Here is a 17,601-nt window from a genome sequence, read left to right on the forward strand (position 1 = left end):
AATGGCCATTTGGAGAAGCCTCATGTCCCAGCACAACGTCGCCCGCGTCGAACAACTCGATCCCCGTCGCCCCCTGCGCGTGCAGGCCGGCAGCGAAGAGCTCGTCCTGGTCCTCCAGGGCGACCAGGTACACGCCTACCAAGCCAACTGTCCCCATGCCGGTGCGCCTCTCGACGAGGGCATGGTCTGTGGCGGCCTGCTGGTGTGCCCCTGGCACAAAGCTGCATTCGCCGTCGATGAAGGCGCGGTTTGCGAGCCCCCGGCGCTGACCGATCTGCGCCGTTACCGGGCGTGGGTGAAGGACGGAGCGGTATGGGTCGACGACCAACCTCTGGCGCAGGTCGAGCCACCCCGTCACAGCGATGCCCGTTGTTTCGCGGTGATCGGTGCCGGCGCCGCTGGCTCGGCAGCGGTCGCCACGCTGCTGGCCCACGGCTTTGGTGGCCGTCTGGTCTGGCTCGACCAGGAGCACCAAAGCGCCTACGACCGTACCGCACTGAGCAAATTCGTCATCGCCGGGCAAATGCCCGCAGATGAAGTGCCAGCATTGCTAGAGCCAGAGGCACTTCGCAAAGGCCACCTGGAGCGGCTGTTCGGCAAGGTGCGCGTACTGGACACGCAGAAGCGCCGGATTACCCTTGCTGACGGCAGGCACATCGACTACGACGCAGCCCTGCTTGCCACTGGCGGCAAGCCGCACCGCCCCGCCATCGACGGTGTCGAGCTGCCTGGCGTGTTCACCCTGCGCTCGCGCGAGGACGCAGCCCGCCTGCTCGATGCCGCCGAACCAGGGCATCCCGTGGTGATCGTCGGTGATGGCTTCATTGGCCTTGAAGCTGCCTCGGCACTGCGCAAATACGGTGCCCAGGTGCATGTGGTGACCCGTCATGAAGTGCCGCTGGCCAAGCCGCTCGGGGAGCGCATCGGCCGCAGCATCCGCGCGCTGCACGAGCGCAAGGGCGTGATTTTCCACGGACCTACCGAGGTCGAACGCCTGGCCGGAAAGGGCCAGGTCGACACTGTGGTGCTGGCCAATGGCGAAACCTTGGCCGCTTCCGTGGTTCTGCTGGGCACCGGTGTCAGCCCGGCCACTGGCTGCGTCCAAGGCTTGGTGATGGCCCAAGACAAATCGTTGAACGTCGATGCACACATGCAGGCAGCCGATGGACTGTGGGCCGCCGGTGACATCGCCACCTTCCCCCTCTCGGGACGTCCGGTACGCATCGAGCACTGGCGACTGGCCCAGCAACAAGGCGTGATCGCTGCGGCCAACATGCTCGGCCAACAGCGGCGCTACGATGACGTGCCGTTCTTCTGGACCTACCAGCATGGGCGCACCTATGAAGTGCTCGGGCATGCACGAGACTTCAACCGCATGGAATTCGTCGGCGAGCCGGAAAAAGGCGACTTCATTGCCTTGCAATGCGTCGACGACCAGGTCGAGGCGGTGATTGCCCAGGGGTATTCGGATGCGATGGCGCAGTTGTCGCAACGGATGAAGCGGCCCCTGAGCCTGACTCAGGCGCTTGAACTGATTGGCTGAACCTGTGTAAAACGAACGGACACCCCCACTGCAAAGGACTTCCCAGCATGATCTATCGCTCCCTCGGCCACAGCGGTCTGCAGGTTTCAGCCCTGACGCTGGGCAGCATGATGTTCGGCGAGCAGACCAGCACCGAGGACTCGTTGCGGATCATCGACAAGGCCTGGGACCAAGGTATCAACTTCATCGACACGGCCGACGTCTACAACGCGGGCCGCGCCGAGGAAATCGTCGGTGAAGCGATCGCCCGTCATCGGCAGGACTGGATCGTGGCATCCAAGGTGGGCTTTGGGCCTGCCGACGGCTTGCCCAACCGCAGCGGTCTGTCGCGCAAGCACATCTTCAATGCCATCGACGCCACACTCACGCGCATGGACCTCGATTACCTCGACGTCTACTACTTGCACCGTGAAGACCACAAGGTTCCGCTGGAAGAGTCCGTGCGCGCCATTGGCGACCTGCTGCAGCAAGGCAAGATCCGCTACTGGGGCGTATCCAACTTCCGTGGCTGGAGAATCGCCGAAATCTGCAACCTGGCCGAGCGCCTGGGGGTAGCCAAGCCAGTGGTAAGCCAGCCGCTGTACAACATCGTCAACCGCCAGGCCGAGCCCGAGCAGATGACGGCCGCGGCCTACCACGGCCTTGGCGTGGTGCCATTCAGCCCATTGGCCCGAGGCGTGCTCAGTGGCAAGTATGCCCCCGGCGCAGCGCCGCAGGCCGGTAGCCGTGCGGCGCGCCAGGACCGGCGGATCATGGAGGTTGAATGGCGCCAGGAGTCGTTGACCATTGCCCGCCAGATCCAGGCTTACGTCGAGGCCAAAGGCGTAGGGATCGTCGAATTCGCCATTGCCTGGGTGCTGAACAACGAGCTGGTGAGCTCGGCAATCGTGGGTCCGCGCACCGAGGCGCAATGGGACACGTATGCCGGGGCACTGGAGGTCAAGATCACGGCAGAGGATGAAGCGTTCATCGATTCGTTGGTCACGCCAGGTCACGCCTCGACGCCTGGATTCAATGACGTGGCGCATTTTGTCAGCGGCAGGCGGGCACGTCGCTGAGTGTTTTTCCGACCTCTTCGCGGGCAAACCCACGCCCATACCGTGCTGCGCCTGCGGGAGCGGGTTGACCCGCGAGCGGACCAGCCGATCAGGGCTCGGCCAGGTATTGAGTATTCCAGGCCGCCAACGGCAGCGGCGGCTGTTGATCGAAGATGCGCCGCCAGATCAACGCCAAGTCATGGCCATTGAACATGCCGCCCACCCCCGCCTTCGGCCAAGAGGTCGGCGTATCCATGATCCATCGCCCTTGGCCATCACGGCGGGCCATGGCGAAGCGGAAGGTGTAGTTGCCCGGAATCCCCATGCGCAGGTCGGTGACCACCAACGCATCGCCAATCACGTCATAGCGCAGCCAGTCATCGGTGAACCAGCGCAGGCGATTGTGCAGGGGCGCGTCTGTGAGCGCCGTGGCCACGTTCAGATTGCGCGACAGGCGCTGCATCTCGGGCGGTGTGCGGTCGAAAATGCTGCTGATACCTTCGTAGTAATCACCATCCGGCGTCTTGGCCAGCACCCGCCACACCAGGCTGTTGAAGGCCATGGGCACAGCCCGCACGTCGCTCGCCACGACCCCTTGCTGGTCGAGGGCCGCGGCAAAGCGCTGCTCGGCGGTGATCCGGCCCGCCAGGCCAAAGCCCAGGTAGGCGCTGCTGAACAGCAGGGCCAGTGAGAGCACCCGCCCCCCCCGTCCCTGCAACCCCTTGCAGGCGGCGTAGAACACCGCAGCCAGCAGTGGCACGGTATAGACCGGGTCGATGATGAACACCGCGGCCCAGCTCAGCGGAGTGAGCTGTAGTGGCCAGAACAACTGGGTACCGTAGACGGTGAATGAATCGAGGACAGGGTGCGTGACCAGCACGAGCCAGAAGGCGAGGAACAACCTCCCACGCGTGTAGCCCTTGTCGGGCCAGCGCCAGGCGACCAACCACGCCAGCATCAGGGCCAGACCGGTGAGCACGAAGAGGGAATGGGAGAAACCGCGGTGGTAGGTCATCTGCGACACCGGGTCGGCATAGCGGATGACCACATCGAGGTCCGGCACGGTACCCAGCAAGGCGCCGTACACCAGCGAGCGACGGCCCTGTATGCGGCCGAGCACCGTGCCTTGGAGCGCGGCGCCGAGCACGGCTTGGGTCAGTGAGTCCAAGGTGAAACTCCTGATGAAGTGTTACCAGGAACCTACCGTTGTCCGCACCGATAACGCAAATCTAATGACGGCGATGTCCTGTAGGCACGGGGCCGCCTCGCGCCACAATCGCAGCCCCGCCATCGTTTCAGAACAACTGCCAGGTGTACACCAGCGTCACACGATTCTCATCGATATCGCTGCGATAGTTCGAACGCGCCATGGCGTTGCGCAGGCGAATGCCCAGCCCCTTGAACACGCCACTCTGCACGGCGTAGCCAAGGTCTAGATCGCGCTCGCGGTCCCTCCCCTCGTAGTCACGGCCTGTGTCGACGTTGTCGCCGGTGATGTAGCGTACGGTCGCGGTCAGTCCAGGAATGCCCATGGCCGCGAAATTGTAGTCGTAGCGCACCTGATAGGACCGCTCATCGGTAGAGGCGAACTCATAGGTCGGCACCTCGTTGCCCAAGGGCGACACATTGGCGAATACCCGTGGGAACGGGCTGTCGCCATAGATCCCCTGGTAGCCCACATGGAAGCTGTGTCCGCCACGCCGGGCCGTGAACAGCGAGAAAAACGCCTGGTTGTCGATGTTGCCCAGCAGTGCGTCGCCATCTTCGTGGGCCGTGAAGTAGCCCAGGTTGGCACTGAGCACCCAATCGCCCAGCGGCTTGCTGTGCTTGAGGCCAACGAAACCCTGCTCGTAGATGTCCTGGAGTTGGCCATACCACAGACTAACGCTGCTTTGATTGGCGTTGAACGCATAGTCACCGCCCGCGTAGTTGAAGGCGTCGCTTTGAGCCTGGCGCTGCGGCACATGGCCGAGCATGGCGTTCATCTTGCCATCACCGGCTTCGTTGCGCAGGTGACTTGAGCTCAGGTGCCCTGCTTGCACGGTCAAGCCATCGAGCTCGGCCGAACTCAGGCTCATACCTTGGTAGGTTGGCGGTAACAAGCGGATATCACTGAAGGTCAACACGGGCAGGTTGGGCTGCAGTTCGCCAACCCGCAGTTCGGTCTTCGACAGCCTGGCCTTGAAGGTTGGCGCCAGGCGGCTGTACTCATCGGCAGCCCGGCCATCACCCTGTACCGGCAGCAACCCGGTATTGACCCGGTCCGGGCTGCTGTCGAGCTTGATGCCCAGCAGGCCCAGGGCATCCACCCCGAAACGAACTGTACCCGGCGTGTAACCTGACTTGAAATCAAGAATGAAGCCCTGGGCCCACTCCTCAGCTTTCGATTGCTGGTTGGCACCGACAATGTCGGAAAAGTCACGACTGAAATAGTAGTTGCGGGCGCTAAGGGTGGCCTTGGCATCCTCGAAGAAACCGCCGTCGGCGGCAAGAAGCGGTTGGCTGAGCAAGGTCAGCCCCAGGGCGACGCAAGGGGTGTGGTTCATTCCGAAGCTCTCTTGATCTTGTTTTTATTGATGAAGCGTTGGGAACACGTGTTTGGCAGGTGACAAGGCTCCTTTCACGGGTTGCGGCGCAGGGCGCCAAGAACTTGCGGTCGTCGCCACCTGAGCAGCGCATGGGCCAGCAGGCCGAACAGCAGGCCCCAGAACGCGGCGGACAAGCCCAGGAAAGAAACGCCAGACGCAGTGACCAGAAAGGTGAACAGCCCCGCATCGCGCTCGACAGGCTCGGCCAGGCTGCGCGCCAAGGCCTCACTGATCGCGCCGTATAGGGCCAGGCCGGCGAGTGCGGCGATCAGGGCGGCGGGAAAGGCCGCGAACAGCGACATCAATGTGGCGCCGGCGATGCCCAGCAGCAGGTACAAGACACTGCCGCAGACCGCCGCCACGTAACGCCGACGGGGGTCTTCATGGGCTTCGTGGCCGGTGCATAGGCTGGCGGTGACGGCCGCCAGATTCAGGCCGTGGCAACCAAACGGCGCGAGCAACGCACCGCCCAACGCACTGGCACTGATCAGCGGGCTGGCGGGTGTCGAATAACCGGCCGTACGCAGCACCGCCATGCCGGGCATGAACTGACCGGTCAGGGCCACCAGCGCCATGGGCAGGGCCAGGCTGAAGACCGCCGGCAGGCTGAACTGCGGCGTGATCCATTGCGGCGTCGCCAGTTGCAGCACCAGCGCCTCGCTGCGAAATGCGCCACTGGCCACGGTAACGGCAGCACCAACGCACAGCACCGCCGCCACCGCGTAGCGCGGCTGTACCCTGCGCATCAGCAGGTAGGCGACGAACATCGCCAGCACCAGCACAGGTTGTGTGGGCAAGGCGCGGAACACCTCGGTACCGAAGCTGAACAGGATGCCCGCCTGCATGCCGGCTGCAATGGAGCCTGGCAAGTGGGCGATGATGCGGTCGAACGCCCCGCTCATACCGATCAGCAGCAGGAACAGATTGGCCACAAGGTAGGCGCCGACGGCTTGTTCGATGCCCAGTTGCGGCAAGGCAGTGACCAACAGCGCCGACCCCGGGATAGACCAGGCGATCACCACCGGTACCCGGTAACGCAAGCTCAGCACTCCACCCAGTACGGCGCTGCCCATGGACACCGCCCAGACCCAGGACGACAGCAGCCCATGGGACAGAGTGGCAGCCTCGGCAGCGTGGAAGATGATGACCAGCGGGCCTGCGTAGGAAATCAGGGTAGCGATGCAGCCGGCAACGATGGCCGACATCGAACAATCTTTGAACAGGTCTTTCATTGGACCTCTCGTAAGACTACTGGCCGGGTTGTGTTGCCGGCTCTTGTTGTCGTGTCGCTTGCTTCGCGGGTAATCCCACGCCTACAGGTCCTGTGCAGTACCCGTAGGAGCGGGTTCACCCGCGAGCAACTCGCCTCGCTGGATCAGCCCTGCTGCAGAGCGCGTGGGCGCCCGCTGCGCTGTTCGGCGTCGTTGTCCGTCGCCTTTTGCAGCTGGAAATCGAACTTCAGTTCGGCATGGCGCCCTTCGGCACTTTCGTGGAACACCACTTCACCGACCAACCCATCGCGTGTCGCATAGGCAAAGTCGTCCCACAGGTACTTGTCGCCCGCCAGGTTGATCTGGGTGGTCAGATGACGGTGCCCCGGCGCCGAAATGAAGAAGTGGATATGCGCGGGGCGCTGGCCATGGCGACCGAGCAGGTCGAGGCACTCCTGGGTCGGCCCCTGTGGGTCGCAGCCGTACCCAGACGGCACGATGGAGCGTGCGCGGTAGCGGCCTTCGGCATCGGTGATGATGCGGCGACGCAGGTTGTACGCCGACTGGCTCTGGTCGAAGAACGAATAGGTGCCCTTGGTGTTCGCGTGCCACAGATCAACGGTGGCGCCTGGCAGCGGCTGGCCTTGTGGATCGAGTACCTGGCCTTCCAGGAACATCACAGTGGCTACGCCCTCCTCGCTGCCATCGTCCATGCGCACCTCGCCTTGGGCAATCGGCGCGCCGGCCACGTACAGGGGCCCTTCGATGGTGCGGGGAGTGCCGCCGAGCAAGCCGGCTTCTGCATCCTTGGCGTCCTGCAGCAGGTCGAGGAAGTGCTCGATACCCAGGCCCGCCACCAGCAGCCCGGCCTCACCGCGACCGCCCAGGCGGTTGAGGTAGTCGACGGCCAACCAGAACTCGTCGTCGGTGATGTCCAGGTCTTCGATCAGGCGTGCGGTGTCGTGCAGCAGCCGCTGGATAATGCGCTTCAGGCGCGGGCTGCCGTCATCATTGCCAAAGCCTGCGGCCTCTTCGAAGAACTTCTGGATCTCGGCAGTGTGGGAAATTTTCACGGTCATGATGGTGTACCTCGTGTTGTTCTTGTGCGGTTGCGCGAATCAGCGGTCGTCGCTGTGGATCGACGAGGGGTGACGGCACAGCCCATCGACCTCGATGTCCATGTAGGGGAACAGCGGCAGTTGCATCAGGGTGTCGTGCAGCGCCTCGACGCTGGGCACGTCGAACACGCTGTAATTGGCGTAGTGCCCGGCGATGCGCCACAGGTGGCGCCAGGTGCCCTCGTGCTGCAAGCGCTGGGCAAGCTCCTTTTCGTCGGCCTTCAGTTGCGCGGCCTTGGCCGGGTCCATGTCGACCGGCAACTTCACGGTCATCTTCACGTGGAACAACATAGGGATCTCCTTGCTTCTGGCTTAGCGGGTAAATCGTTAGGGGCGATGCCATCCCCGTGGCGTCTGCTTCGCGGCTAGAACCACGCCTACGGGGTTATGCGTGTTTCTTCCGTAACCGCTTCAGCGGCGGGCGAAGCGCGCCAGGCGTTGTTCGTCCAGGCTCAGGCCCAGGCCGGGGGCACGCGGTACGTGGAGCTGGAAGTCGTGGTACTGAGGCGGTTCGTTGACGATTTCCTCAGTCAGCAGCAGCGGGCCGAACAATTCGGTGCCCCAGGTCAGCTGGCGCAGGGTGAGGAAGGCGTGGGCCGAAGCCAGGGTGCCGATCGAGCCTTCGAGCATGGTCCCGCCGTAGAGGGCGATGCCCGCAGCTTCGGCGATCTGCGCGGTGCGCAGCACGGCCCGGGGGCCGCCGTTCTTGGCGATTTTCAGGGCGAACACGCTGGCGGCACCGTCGGCAGCAAGGCTGAAGGCGTCCTCGACGCTTTCGATGGACTCATCGGCCATGATCGGCGCCGGGCTGCGCTGGTTGAGACGGACCTGCCCGCGGCGGTTGATGCGTGAAATCGGCTGCTCGATCAGGTCGATGCCGCTATCGCCCAATACCTGGCAAGCACGCAGGGCCTGGGACTCGTCCCAGTACTGGTTGACATCCACCCGCACGCTGGCGCGCTCGCCCAGCTCACGCTTGATCGCGACCACGTGCTTGAGGTCCTGCTCCAGCGGGTTGGCGCCGATCTTGAGCTTGAAGACCCGGTGACGGCGCACCTGGAGCATGTGCTCGGCCTCGGCGATATCGCGGGCGGTGTCGCCGCTGGCCAGGGTCCAAGCCACCTCCAGGCTGTCGCGCACGCGCCCGCCAAGCAGCTCGCTCACCGGCACGCCTAGCCGCTTGCCCTGGGCATCGAGCAAGGCGCTCTCGATGCCGGACTTGGCGAAGGTGTTGCCCTTGGCCATTTTGTCGAGCTTGAGCATGGCGCTATTGATGTTGTCCGCTGGCAGGCCGATCAGCGCTGGCGCAAGGTGCGCGTCGATGTTGGCCTTGATACCCTCCGGGCTTTCGTAGCCATATGCCAGCCCACCGATGGTGGTGGCTTCGCCGATGCCTTCCACGCCATCGCTGCAGCGCAGGCGCAATACCACCAGGGTTTGATGCTGCATGGTGTGCATGGCCAACTTGTGCGGGCGAATGGTCGGCAGGTCGACGATGATCGCCTCCAGCCGTTCGATAATCGGGCTTGTCATGCAAGGCCTCCGGTTCAGTGAGTTGAAGATCAGGCCTGCGCCGGCGCGGCTATACCGTCGCGCCGGCCGCTGGCCAGGTGCACCGCCATGGCCAGCGCGGCAACCGCGCCGGGGATGGCGAATGCGATGAAGTTGAGTTGCAGCGGCAGGTTGATACCCATCAGCGCACCGCCCAGCAGTGGGCCGACAATGGCCCCGTTACGGCCAATCCCTGAGGCCCAGCCCAGACCGGTGGAGCGCACTGAGAGCCCGTACAGTTGCGCGGCACCGGCATACAGCAGGATTTGCGTACCGATGGTGGTGGCGCCGGCGATGAAGATCAGCAGGTACAGCACCGGCATGGGGCTGTTGACACCGAGCAGGCTGATCGACACGGCGGCGGCGATGAAGAAGGCGACCTTGACCTTGACCAGGTTGAAGCGGTCGCCCAGCCAGCCGCCCAGAATCGCACCGGCCATGCCGCCGAAGTTCAGGGCCAACAGGAACGATAAACTCGAACCCAGGCTGTAGCCGGCGTTGGCCATCAGTTTGGGCAGCCATGAGCTCAGCGCGTAGACCATCAGCAGGCAGCAGAAGAACGCCAGCCACAACGCCAGGGTCCGCACGGCCAGGCCGTCGCGGAACAACGCGACTACCGAGGCCCCCTTGCCGTTGCGGTCATGGGCCTGCAACACGTCGTCAGGTTGCACGTCGCAGCTTGGATCGAGGCGTTTGAGCAGTGCACGGGCTTGTTCGGTACGTCCTTTGCGCACCAGAAAGCCGATGGATTCCGGCAGGTAGTGGAGAATCACCGGCAACAGCAGCAAAGGCACGGCGGCGGCGAAGAACATCGACGCCCAGCCCAGGCGTGGCAACATGAAGATACCAACGCCGGCCGACAGCATGCCGCCCAGTGAGTAGCCGCTGAACATGATCGCTACCAGTGTGCTGCGCAGCCGCTTGGGGGCGTATTCATTCATGAGCGCCACGGCATTGGGCATCAAGCCGCCGCAACCGAGCCCGGCGAAGAAGCGATAGATGCCGAACTCGCTGGGGCTGCTGGCAAAGCCGTTGAGGATGGTGGCCGTGGAAAACAAGGCGAAGCAGATGGCGATGCCCTTCTTGCGCCCGATGCGGTCCGCCAGGCTGCCGAACACCAAGGCACCGAACATCATGCCGAACAGCGCGTAGCTGCCCAGCGCCCCGGCCTGCAGTGGGGTCAGGCCCCACTCTTTCATGATGACCGGCAAGACCACGCCGTAAATGAACAGGTCATAGCCGTCGAAGATCAGCAGCAGGCCGCACCAGGCCATGACCATCCAGTGGAACGGGGTAAAACGGGCATTATCGATGATCGGTTGAACATCAAGGGTTCGCATGGCATCTGTCTCTGTTGTTTTTGTTGTGGAAGAAAACCTTGCCTGGGGCGGCCGTCAGCCGAGGTCACCGCCCCCCACCGGCAGGGTGACGCCGGTGATGTAAGAGGCCTCGTCGCAGGCCAGGAACAAGATCGCGCCGACTTGCTCGTCGATGCTGCCGTAGCGCTTCATCAGGCTGCTGTCGAGGGTCTGGTCGACGATCTGCTGGTACCAGACTTTCTCCTGCTCGCTCTGCTCGGCGCTGTTGCGCGGTACGCGGCGCGGCGGTGCTTCGGTGCCGCCGGGAGCGGTGGCATTGACCCGGATGCCACGGCCAGCGGTCTCGAAGGCCAGGCACGCCGTCAGCGCATTCACACCGCCCTTGGCCGCGCCGTAAGGCACGCGGTTGACGCCACGGGTGGCGATGGACGAAACGTTGACGATGGCGCCGCTGGCGCGTTCGAGCATGTACGGCAGTGCGGCGCGGCAGCACCACAGGGTGGGGAACAGCGAGCGGCGCACTTCGGCCTCGATCTGCTCCACTTCGTAGTGCTCGAACGGCTTGGCCCAGATGGTGCCGCCGACGTTGTTGATGAGAATGTCGAGGCGGCCGAAGGTCTCGACCGCAGACGCCATGACACGGGCGCAGTCGCTGTACTGCTCGAGGTCGGCGGTCAGCGTCAGCATGCCCTCCCCGGCCAGCTCGTGGACCAGTTCGGAGCGGTCTACCGCGACCACTTGCGCGCCTTCGGCCTTGAGCCGCCAGCACACGCCACGGCCGATGCCTTGGGCGGCACCGGTGACCAGGGCGACTTTGCCTTGGAATCGATTGTTCATTGTTCCATTCCTCAACCTGCGATCAGGCGCTCGACACACCCTGTAGGCGCCGGCTTGCCGGCGATCGAAGGCGGAGCCAACGCCGTGCCCTACAGGACGTGCCAATCGAATAAAAGGGGGGCCGCCTTCACCCGCACGATGCAGGCAGCCCCATGAAAACTCAGGCAGCCGCCGCGAACTTCTCGTAGAAGAAGTTGGCCGGTGTGATGCCCTGCTCGCGGATGTACTGGCTAACCGCCTCGACCATCGGGGGCGGCCCGCACAGGTACACGTCCACGTCACCGTCGTTGAGGTGGCGCGGCTCGATGTGTTGGGTGACGTAACCTTTGCGTGGGTATTGGCTTTGCGGGTTGGCCACACAGGCGCTGAAGGTGAAGTTGGGGATGCGTGCAGCCAAGGCCTGCAGGCGGTCCAGCTCGACCAGGTCGAAATCGTTGGTGACTCCGTAGATCAGGTGCAGTGGGTGCGCGCTGCCCTGTTCAGCGATTCTCTCCAGCATCGCGGTGAACGGCGCAAGGCCGGTGCCCCCTGCCAGCAGCAACAGCGGGCGCTGAATCGGCCGCAAGTAGAAGCTGCCCAGCGGGCCAGTGAGGCTCATGCTATCGCCGGCCTTGGCCAGGCCACAGAGGAAGCTGCTCATCAAGCCGCCCGGGACGTTGCGGATCAGGAAGCTGACTTCGCCATCCTTTTGCAGCGAGCTGAAGGAGTAGGCACGGCTCTGGTCGCTGCCGGGCACCTTGAGGTTGACGTACTGCCCTGGCAGGAACGCCAGGCGGCTCAGGGACTCGCCCTTGATCGACAAGGCAATGGTGCTTTCCGACAGCTGACGCACATCGCTGATGGCCGCCTCGAAACTGGCCTGTTCGGTCTTGCAAACTTGCGAGGACGCCGGAATACGCACGACACAGTCGCTTTCGGCGCGCATCTGGCAGGTCAGCACATACCCTTCGGCGATTTCGTCCTCGCTCAGGGCATCGTCGATGAAGTTGTCGCCCAGGTCGTATTGCCCGGATTCAGCCTTGCACTTGCAAGTACCGCAGGCGCCGTCGCGGCAGTCCAGCGGAATGTTGATGCCCTGACGGTAGGCGGCGTCGGCGACGGTCTCATGGCCGCTGGCCTCGATGAAACGGGTGACGCCATCTTCGAAATTCAGTGCGATCTGGAAGCTCATGTTGCACCTCGCGGGCGAGCCTGGCCGCGGCGCGCCGTGTGGCACGCCGAACGGCGCTCGCGTTACTGCGGATCAGATGTGGTAGATGTCGATGACCTGACGCACGTAGTCGTTCTTCAGGACCACCTTCTTGGCCTTGATCAGCGGTTGCTCGCCGCGCAGGTCCAAGGTGTAGAAGCTGGTACCGAAGTAACTGTCGGTGGTCTTGTAGCGAAAGCTCAGGGTGTGCCAGTTGAAGCGCACCTGACAGCTGCCCTCGCCTTGCTCGACGATCTCGATGTTGCTGATGTTGTGCGAGGTGCGGGTGTCCGGCACAGTCGCGCTGGAACGCTCGGTCTTGATCCGGAACACCCGGTCCTCCAGACCGCCACGGTTGCCGTACCAGATCAGCGAGATCTCGCTTTGTGGGTCTTCGGTCAGGGTGTCGTCGTCATCCCAGGAGGGCATCCAGAACGTTACATCGGCTGCGTACAGCTCCAGCCAAAGGTCCCACTGGGCATCATCCAGGTAGCGCGCTTCGCGGTAAAGGAAGTCGCGCACGGTGTCATGCAGGCTCATTGCACGGCCTCCACTGGGATCAGTCGCTGTTCCTGCTCAAGGGCCTTGAGCATGGTTTCCTGCCAGTACTTGTGCTGCAGCACGAACAGGCCTTCATCCTCGGTGCGCACACCCGACAACAACGGCTTGAGCTCGATTTCGCGGGCTGCGTCGTCGGCGCCTTCGACCCAATGCTCAGCGCCGCGGGACATGTCGTTCCAGCCAGTGCCGCCGCCATAGCCGGTCTGGCAGGAACGGAACTCTTCCAGATCGTCCGGCGTGGCCATGCCGCTGACGTTGAAGAAGTCTTCGTACTGGCGGATACGCTTGGCGCGGGCGTCCGCGCTCTCGCCCTTGGGGGCGATGCAGTAGATGGTGATTTCGGTCTTGTTCACCGAGATCGGCCGGGCGATACGGATCTGCGAGCTGAACTGGTCCATCAGGTAGACGTTCGGGTACAGGCAGAGGTTGCGCGAGTTCTCGATCATCCAGTCGGCGCGTGCCTGGCCGAAGTCGGCAGCCAGTTGCTCGCGGCGCTCATAGGCTGGGCGGTCTTCGGGGTTGGCCCAGCGGGTCCACAGCAGCAGGTGGCCGTGGTCGAAGGAGTAGAAGCCACCGCCCTGCTTGGCCCAGGAGCCTGCGCTCATGGTCTTGATTTCTTCGCCGCTCTCGCGCTGCTTGCGCTGGTTCTGAGTGGCGGCGTAGTTCCAGTGCACGGAACTGACGTGGTAACCATCGGCACCGTTTTCGGCAGTGAGCTTCCAGTTGCCTTCGTAGATATAGGAGCTTGCGCCACGCAGCACTTCCAGGCCTTCAGGCGACTGGTCGACGATCATGTCGATGATCTTGGCCGACTCGCCCAGGTGCTCGACCAGCGGTTTGACATCGGCATTGAGGCTGCCGAACAGGAAGCCACGGTACGACTCGAAGCGCGCCACCTTGGTCAGGTCGTGGGAGCCATCGCAATTGAAGCTGTCGGGGTAGCCAGCGTTGCTCGGATCCTTGACCTTGAGCAGCTTGCCGCTGTTGTTGAAGGTCCAGCCGTGGAACGGGCAGGTATAGCTGGAGCGGTTGCCGCGCTTGTGCCGGCAGAGCATGGCGCCGCGGTGGCTGCAGGCGTTGAGGAAGGCATTGAGCTCCCCGTCTTTGTTGCGCGCGATGAAGATCGGCTGACGCCCCATGGTCAGGGTGAGGAAATCGTTCTTCTCGGGGATCTGGCTTTCATGTGCCAGGTAGATCCAGTTGCCCTCGAAGATGTGCTTCATCTCCAGGTCGAACAGGCGCGGGTCGGTGAACATTTCACGCTTGCACCGGTAGACGCCTTTTTCACGGTCGTCCTCGAGCATGGCATTGAGGTAGTCGAATCCCAGGGACATGGCCAGGGTCTCCATTGTTATTGGTAAGGCCATGTCAGGTTAGGGATTCGGGGGATGAGGGACTATCCGGATTGTGCAGAGTGCTATCCATCTGTGCGAATGTAATGGCCGTTTTTTAACCTCCAGTGCATCCTCTCGTTCCCTTTGGTTTTTTCAGGCAAATTAGACTCAATCTTTTTTAATAGCCCCTCTACGTCGCGCAAGGCCACTATATCATTCGAATCCAGATCTCTCCATTTATGCCTCATATTCAAAGCATAAATCTCTACATCATCAAGCTCCTTCCAAGACCAACTATCAGCCTCATACATACTATTTATTTTACCTCCCCAGCCAGCACCGGTAAGCCGACCTGAGTGTTCAAATCTTTGCAAACGAAACACTCCGTTGTGTTCTTTTAGCTTCGCAGACATGCGATTGTTAAGTTCAAGTTGCTCGGGTGGCAGAGGACGATTGGCAGACCTGCGACTGTTAAGTTCAAGTGGCTCGGGTGTCACAGGACGATTGCAGCGCCTCGGCGCCTGCTCTCGTGATGTTTTCCTGCGGAACAATGATTTCAACATGTGCCCAGTGGGGTCAACCCTATTGACTGGATCTCCAGCGCAGTAACTGTAAGCATTCAGTCCACCTTCTCTGAACGGGCTGAGGCTGTCCGGGGCGTTGAACCTCATTATCCACCCTGTGACGAATGCACGGTAGCCATCCCCGAGTAAATAGTGCCCTGTTACTGGTTCTTTTAGCTGCCCACAATATCGCAGTGCGGACGCACATGTTTTTTCGGCGTCGTACCCATACACGGTATAATTCATCGAGCATAAGTCGCGCCTTGCAAATCGGATGACCGAACCTTGTAAGTCCGTAGTATAAAGTGCTACCTGCCCTTCATCCCACTGTGCCAGGATGCGAGTTGCAGCGCGCAAAAAACGAGTAGCACCCGCACCGGGACGCTTGACTAGCGCAAGACCTTCAGGAGAGTAGAAATATAACTGCTTCTGCGATTTCGTCATGGCTGCCACCATCTAGCTGATATAGAGCAAATGGTGGTTCGAGAGCAGCGCACTCGCAACTGGCAGAAATGCTATGAGGGCAAACCAGATTTCATCATCCGCGCCGCTTGAACGTCTGCGAAGGCAGTTCGCCAAACTGCTGCCGGTATACTTCAGAGAAACGACCTAGGTGCAGGAATCCGTAATCCAGGGCCACCTCGGTCACACTGCGCACACTACAAGTCGGGTCGCTCAGGCATGCATGCACCCGCTCCAGCTTGCGCTGACGCACGTAATGCTTGGGCGTAGTACCCAGATGCTTGTCAAATAAGGTATACAGCGAGCGCAAGCTCATGCAGGCCTGCTCTGCCAGCGCCTCAGCCGACAGCTCCAGTTTCAGGTTGCGCTCGATGTAGTCAAGAATGCGCTCAAGGCCGGCCTGCGGCGCACTAAGACTTTCGCGGCGGATGTTGGTGCTCATCAGAGTCAGCAGCTTGCTGGCGACAATCTGGCTGTAATGGCTCTGCACTCTGGGTAGCGAATCGCTCACTTCCGCTTCATGGCAAACCATTGCCATCAGGTTCACGAAGCCGTCCAGCTCTTCGAGCCGGTAATGGTTTCGCAGGAAGCGCACGCCGCCGTCAGGGCGCTGCCAGCGCTGCTCTGCGCAAATCGAATCGAGCAGATGGGTCGGTACCTTGAGGATGAACTTCTCGCAGTCTTCCGAATATGTCAGGTCGACCGGATCGTCCGGGTTGATCAATAACAACTCGCCCGGCACCAGGTGGTGCTCGCGCTGGTGCCCGCGCCACAGGCAATTGCCGTTGAGCAGGACTTGCAGGTGGTAGATGGTTTCCAGCGCTGGCGAGGTGACGCGCACACTGCCGCCATAGCTGATGCGACACAGGTCGAGCTCGGCGAACTTGCGGTGGCTGAGGCTGGCTTGGGGATGAGTGGTGCGGGACAGGCCGATGCAATGGTGGCCCACGTGCTGGTTGACGTAATCGGACACGGCATAAGGGTCGGCGTGATGGAACACGCTACTGCGCTCGCTCAGCAGGCGGCTTTCCATAGGCAAGGCACTCGGTCTCGTTATTGTTCTGGTCGCCGCGTCCTACTGGCCTGGGGCCTGTGGTTGCGGTCGTTCACGATCATTCTATCGGGCCTGAGGCGCGTCCACTGGGGCAGGCGACGTTCGGCGGATCGCCACACACTAAGCAAAAAGGCGGGTGAGTGGCAATCTGAGGCCCGGATTGGGCGTGCGGATAGCGAACGGCTGGAGGGAGAGCTTGGTGCGATTATCGAACATTCTGGTTGGCGTTGACGTCCGGATCGCTGGCAAGGCAATGACTACAGGGGCAGTGCAGACGTTGGGGCTCATTGCACGGGGAGGAAGTTCATCAGCAGCAGGCTCTGGGCGTAGTTGAGGCCGATGCGTCGGTATCGTTCGTCGAGCAGTTCAGCCAGCAGGTCCAGCCTCGCGACGATCTTGCCGAACTCGACGGCGAAACTCAGGTTGCTGCCCTCTTCCGAGATCTCGTTGGAGAACAGCAGCAATACACCATTGGCATCTTGTCGTTGGCTGAGCATCCAGGTGGCTTTTTCGATGTTGCGGGCGGCGTTGTTGATGAACAAGGGGTCGATGGTGTCGGTCATGTAAAACGCCGTGCGCCCACCGTGTGCGGTGATGAGCATGCTGCCGATGGCATAGATGAAAGCCCCGACGCGATCACCGCGAAATTCCGGGCTCAGGGCATAGCTCAAGGCGGCCAGATCACGCCTGTTGCCCAGTTGGGCCAGGGGTTGGCGCTGCTCGATCGCGTGGCGTATCTGCCGTTCGGCGGTGGCGGCGTCGAGGTAGCCGGACAATTTCACCTGGTTGGGGTTACGCAGGTAGAGCTTGTTCATCAGCAGGTACAGGCTTTGAAGGTTGTCGCGCATGGACAGCGTGGCCAAGCGGTCGACGCTGGTCTGGAACAGCTCGCTGGGTTTGCCGTCTCCGAGCTGGCTGACGATATCGCGGCCCTGTTGCTGGGTGCAGGCGCCGAGCGACATCAAGGTTCCTGCCAGCAGCAGTCGTCTTAGGAATTGGGTTTTGCGTACAACCATTGGCACCGGGTCAAAGTCGGCGGCCACGCAGGGGATCGGCGGGGCCTGGCCAAGCATAGAACCCAGAAACGAGAAAAAGTGCGATACGCGGCTTCACGAAACCGGAGCGAGGGAACCCCGGAGCGAAGCGTAGGGGCCGGATGATAGGAGCCAGACTTTTTTGGTTACTTTTTGGGGCGTCTGCCAAAAAGTGACCCGCTGTAAGAGCGGAAAGGTGA

At 62.2% G+C, this 17,601-nt stretch carries 16 protein-coding genes; 2 read left to right on the forward strand and 14 right to left on the reverse strand.

Features of this window, described 5'->3' with window-relative positions:
• Positions 1–22: 22 nt before the first annotated feature.
• Together H620_RS0106435 and H620_RS0106440 are read left to right on the forward strand one after the other, a co-directional pair.
• Complete coding sequence (locus H620_RS0106435) at positions 23–1,543, forward strand: FAD-dependent oxidoreductase (RefSeq protein WP_023380512.1); 1,521 nt, start codon at positions 23–25, stop codon at positions 1,541–1,543.
• Positions 1,544–1,590: 47 nt separating this feature from the next.
• Positions 1,591–2,601, forward strand: coding sequence for an aldo/keto reductase (locus H620_RS0106440; protein ID WP_023380511.1), 1,011 nt, complete (start codon positions 1,591–1,593; stop codon positions 2,599–2,601).
• Positions 2,602–2,689: 88 nt separating this feature from the next.
• On the opposite strand, the gene H620_RS0106445 is transcribed toward H620_RS0106440, so the two are convergent.
• The 14 genes from H620_RS0106445 to H620_RS0106510 form a co-directional block, all read right to left on the reverse strand.
• On the reverse strand, positions 2,690–3,748 hold the full coding sequence (locus H620_RS0106445; RefSeq protein WP_027906987.1) for a metal-dependent hydrolase: 1,059 nt from the start codon (positions 3,746–3,748) through the stop codon (positions 2,690–2,692).
• A gap of 127 nt (positions 3,749–3,875) precedes the next feature.
• On the reverse strand, positions 3,876–5,126 hold the full coding sequence (locus H620_RS0106450) for an OprD family porin (RefSeq protein ID WP_027906988.1): 1,251 nt from the start codon (positions 5,124–5,126) through the stop codon (positions 3,876–3,878).
• Positions 5,127–5,200: 74 nt separating this feature from the next.
• Positions 5,201–6,400, reverse strand: coding sequence for a benzoate/H(+) symporter BenE family transporter (locus H620_RS0106455; protein ID WP_027906989.1), 1,200 nt, complete (start codon positions 6,398–6,400; stop codon positions 5,201–5,203).
• 143 nt (positions 6,401–6,543) lie between these two features.
• Entirely contained in the window at positions 6,544–7,458 is a 915-nt protein-coding gene (catA, locus tag H620_RS0106460) for a catechol 1,2-dioxygenase (protein ID WP_027906990.1), read from the reverse strand.
• Positions 7,459–7,497: 39 nt separating this feature from the next.
• A complete protein-coding gene (catC, locus tag H620_RS0106465) occupies positions 7,498–7,788 on the reverse strand; it encodes a muconolactone Delta-isomerase (protein ID WP_023380505.1) in 291 nt (96 codons plus the stop codon).
• A 120-nt stretch (positions 7,789–7,908) separates the two neighbouring features.
• The gene (locus tag H620_RS0106470) at positions 7,909–9,030 is read right to left on the reverse strand and encodes a muconate cycloisomerase family protein (RefSeq protein ID WP_023380504.1); all 1,122 of its coding nucleotides are present in this window, start codon (positions 9,028–9,030) and stop codon (positions 7,909–7,911) included.
• 29 nt (positions 9,031–9,059) lie between these two features.
• Positions 9,060–10,388, reverse strand: coding sequence for an MFS transporter (locus tag H620_RS0106475; RefSeq protein ID WP_023380503.1), 1,329 nt, complete (start codon positions 10,386–10,388; stop codon positions 9,060–9,062).
• 54 nt (positions 10,389–10,442) lie between these two features.
• Positions 10,443–11,204, reverse strand: coding sequence for a 1,6-dihydroxycyclohexa-2,4-diene-1-carboxylate dehydrogenase (locus H620_RS0106480; RefSeq protein WP_023380502.1), 762 nt, complete (start codon positions 11,202–11,204; stop codon positions 10,443–10,445).
• Between the two features lie 160 nt (positions 11,205–11,364).
• The gene (benC, locus tag H620_RS0106485) at positions 11,365–12,375 is read right to left on the reverse strand and encodes a benzoate 1,2-dioxygenase electron transfer component BenC (RefSeq protein WP_023380501.1); all 1,011 of its coding nucleotides are present in this window, start codon (positions 12,373–12,375) and stop codon (positions 11,365–11,367) included.
• A 72-nt stretch (positions 12,376–12,447) separates the two neighbouring features.
• On the reverse strand, positions 12,448–12,933 hold the full coding sequence (gene benB / locus H620_RS0106490; RefSeq protein ID WP_023380500.1) for a benzoate 1,2-dioxygenase small subunit: 486 nt from the start codon (positions 12,931–12,933) through the stop codon (positions 12,448–12,450).
• Positions 12,930–14,288: a benzoate 1,2-dioxygenase large subunit gene (gene benA, locus H620_RS0106495; protein ID WP_023380499.1), complete on the reverse strand. Its 1,359-nt coding sequence runs from the start codon at positions 14,286–14,288 to the stop codon at positions 12,930–12,932. The genes benB and benA overlap by 4 nt, the downstream gene beginning before the upstream one ends.
• Positions 14,289–14,371: 83 nt before the next feature.
• Positions 14,372–15,295 carry an RHS repeat-associated core domain-containing protein gene (locus H620_RS27360; protein ID WP_244880947.1) on the reverse strand — a complete coding sequence of 308 codons (924 nt, stop codon included), beginning with the start codon at positions 15,293–15,295 and terminating at the stop codon, positions 14,372–14,374.
• Positions 15,296–15,389: 94 nt separating this feature from the next.
• The gene (gene benR / locus H620_RS0106505) at positions 15,390–16,346 is read right to left on the reverse strand and encodes a benABC operon transcriptional activator BenR (RefSeq protein WP_023380496.1); all 957 of its coding nucleotides are present in this window, start codon (positions 16,344–16,346) and stop codon (positions 15,390–15,392) included.
• Positions 16,347–16,651: 305 nt separating this feature from the next.
• Positions 16,652–17,383 (reverse strand): hypothetical protein, encoded by a 732-nt coding sequence (locus H620_RS0106510; RefSeq protein ID WP_027906992.1) that lies wholly within the window; start codon positions 17,381–17,383, stop codon positions 16,652–16,654.
• Positions 17,384–17,601: the final 218 nt, after the last annotated feature.

The organism is Pseudomonas taiwanensis DSM 21245 (genome assembly GCF_000425785.1).
GTDB lineage: Bacteria > Pseudomonadota > Gammaproteobacteria > Pseudomonadales > Pseudomonadaceae > Aquipseudomonas > Aquipseudomonas taiwanensis.